The 2,575-nt window shown below is 68.0% G+C and carries 3 protein-coding genes; all 3 read left to right on the top strand.

Annotated elements, in window-relative coordinates:
• A partial coding sequence (locus ACE3P6_RS06325; RefSeq protein ID WP_374392847.1) for an ABC transporter permease occupies window positions 1-842 on the top strand: 842 nt, incomplete at its 5' end.
• A complete protein-coding gene (locus tag ACE3P6_RS06320) occupies window positions 839-1,840 on the top strand; it encodes an ABC transporter ATP-binding protein (RefSeq protein ID WP_374392844.1) in 1,002 nt (333 codons plus the stop codon). The genes ACE3P6_RS06325 and ACE3P6_RS06320, both read left to right, overlap by 4 nt.
• A partial coding sequence (locus tag ACE3P6_RS06315) for an ATP-binding cassette domain-containing protein (RefSeq protein WP_374392842.1) occupies window positions 1,833-2,575 on the top strand: 743 nt, incomplete at its 3' end. The genes ACE3P6_RS06320 and ACE3P6_RS06315, both read left to right, overlap by 8 nt.

Genomic DNA, 2,575 nt, shown 5'->3' with positions numbered 1-2,575 from the left:
TCTTCGCGCCGCTGCTGATGACCGATGACCCCATCGCGCAGGATTACGGCGCGCTTCTGACCGGCCCTTCGTGGGACCATTGGCTTGGCACCGACTACCTTGGCCGCGACATGTTCAGCCGGATCATCGGCGGCGCGCGCACCTCGCTTGTGGCCATGGTGGTGGTTCTGGCGACGGCGCTGGCCATCGGCGTCGTCATCGGGTCCTTCGCGGGCTATGTCGGCGGCAAGGCCGAACTGGTGCTGATCTCGCTGATCGACATCGCGCTGGCGCTGCCGTCGCTCGTCATCGCGCTGGCGCTGATGGGGGTCTTCTCGGGCGAGAACTTCGCCTGGATGTCGGACTACTGGAAGATGATCCTTGCCCTGACCCTGGCCTGGTGGGCGAACTATGCCCGGATGAGCCGTGCCGTCGTGGTGGCCGAGTTGCAGCAGCCCTATATCGAGGCGGCGCGGGTCATGGGCGCGTCACACCTGTGGATCTTCATCCGGCATATTCTCCCGCATGTTCTGGGGCTGGTGGTTGTCTATGCCAGCGCCGACGCGGGCGCGCTTGTGCTGGCCATTGCCACGCTGTCGTTCCTGGGGCTTGGGGTTGCGCCGCCCACGCCGGAATGGGGGCAGATGCTGGTCGATGGCATGTCCTATATTGAGGAATACCCTGCGCTGGTCATCATCCCCGGTCTGGCGCTGACCGCCGTGGTCGTCAGCTTCAACCTGCTGGGCGAGGCTTTCGCGCTGCAAAAGGTGCCGCGCGCGGTCAGGGGCGGGTTTCTGAAGCGGAAGAAGGCGGCACGCGACGTTGAGGAGACCGCCCGCGCGGCGGCGGAGGGCCACGCATGAGTGCTGTCTACGAAGTCGAGAATCTGGTGATCGACCTCTACACCCCGACCGTCTCGGTCCGCGCGGTGGACGGAGCCGGGTTCCATGTCGCCCCCGGCGAGACGTTGGCGATTGTGGGCGAGAGCGGCTCGGGCAAGACGGTGATGACGCTTGGCCCGCTGGGTCTTCTGCCCGAGGGCGTGGCGGTGGACCTGCGGGGCAAGGCATCGGCGGATGGCAAGGACATCCTGACGCTATCCCCGGGCGCCTTGTCGGCGCTGCGCGGCGGCTTCTTCGGAGTGATCTTCCAGGACCCGATGAGCGCGCTGAATCCGATGCTGAAGATCGGCCCGCAACTGGCGCGGCAGGCACAGTTGTTTCAGGGCCTGTCTGCCGAGGCTGCGCGGAAGGAAGCGGTCTCGCTCCTCGCCCGGTCCGGCATCCCCGACCCGGAAGACCGCTATGACCGCTATCCACATGAACTCTCCGGCGGCATGTTGCAGCGCGCAATGATCGCCCTTGCGCTGGCCGCGCGGCCGCGTGTCCTGATCGCCGACGAGCCAACGACGGCGCTGGATGCGACCGTGCAGGCCCAGATCTTGGCGCTGATCCGGCAGATCCAGAAGGAGGACGGCATCGCCGTGATCCTGATCACCCATGACATCGGCGCGGTCTCGGTGCTGGCCGACAGGGTTATGGTGCTTTACGCGGGCCAGGTGGCCGAGGAAGGCGCGGCCATCGACCTGCTGACCGACCCGATCCACCCCTATACCCGCGGCCTCTTGGCTTCGGTGCCGGACTTCCGCTCGGACACGGCGACGGGGACGAAGGAAGTTCCCGGCCTGCCGCCCAACCAGTCGAAGCTTGAACCCGGCTGCCGCTTTGCCGACCGCTGCGATCGCGTGCAGCCCGCCTGCCGCAGTCACCGCCCGCCGCTGGTGTCCGTCACCCGGGGCTCGGCGCCGCGCCGTGTCGCCTGCCCCGTCGTTCTGCAAGAGGAGGGCATTCCCCATGGCTGAGACCCCGGCAATCGAAGCAAAAGGCGTCAAGGTGCATTTCCAGACCGCCGCGGGCCTGGTCCGCGCGGTCGACGGGGTGGACCTGACCGTGCCGAAGGGCGCCTTCCACGGCATCGTCGGCGAATCCGGCTGCGGGAAGACCACGCTTGCCCGCGCGCTGATCGGCTTGCAGCAGACCACCGAAGGCAGCGTCCGGATCGCGGGCCGTGACCGGGCCGAATGGCAGTCCGCCGACCGCAAGGGCTTTGCCCGCGCCGCGCAGTTCGTGTTTCAGGACCCCCTGGGCAGCATGAGCCGCCGCCAGACCGTCGGCCAGACGCTGGAAGAGCCCCTGCAGATCCACGGCCTTGGAAACGCTGCCGCGCGCGAGGCGAAGGTCGCCGAGCTTCTCGACCTCGTGGCCCTGCCCGCGACCGTGCTGGACCGTATCCCCCGCTCGCTGTCGGGCGGCCAACGCCAGCGCGTCTCGATCGCGCGTGCGCTGGCGCTGGACCCGGCGCTGCTGATCGCCGACGAACCGCTGTCGGCGCTCGATGTCTCGGTGCGCGCCCAGATCGTCAACCTCTTCGCGCGGCTGCAGGAACGCCTTGGCCTGACCATCGTCATCGTGGCCCATGACCTTGCCATCGTGCGCGAGGTCTGTTCCTCGGTCACGGTGATGTATCTGGGCCGGGTGGCCGAGGAAGGCGCGGCACGACCGCTCTTCGCCGATCCCGCGCATCCCTACAGCCAGGC

The organism is Tabrizicola sp. (genome assembly GCF_041911175.1).
GTDB lineage: Bacteria > Pseudomonadota > Alphaproteobacteria > Rhodobacterales > Rhodobacteraceae > Tabrizicola.
Note: the sequence above shows the minus strand (reverse complement) of the source record. Positions and strands in the feature narration are given on the sequence as shown.

Coding starts and splice junctions, on each gene's coding strand:
- ACE3P6_RS06320 (WP_374392844.1), top strand. CDS start 839: ATGAGTGCTGTCTACGAAGTCGAGAATCTGGTGATCGACCTCTACACC.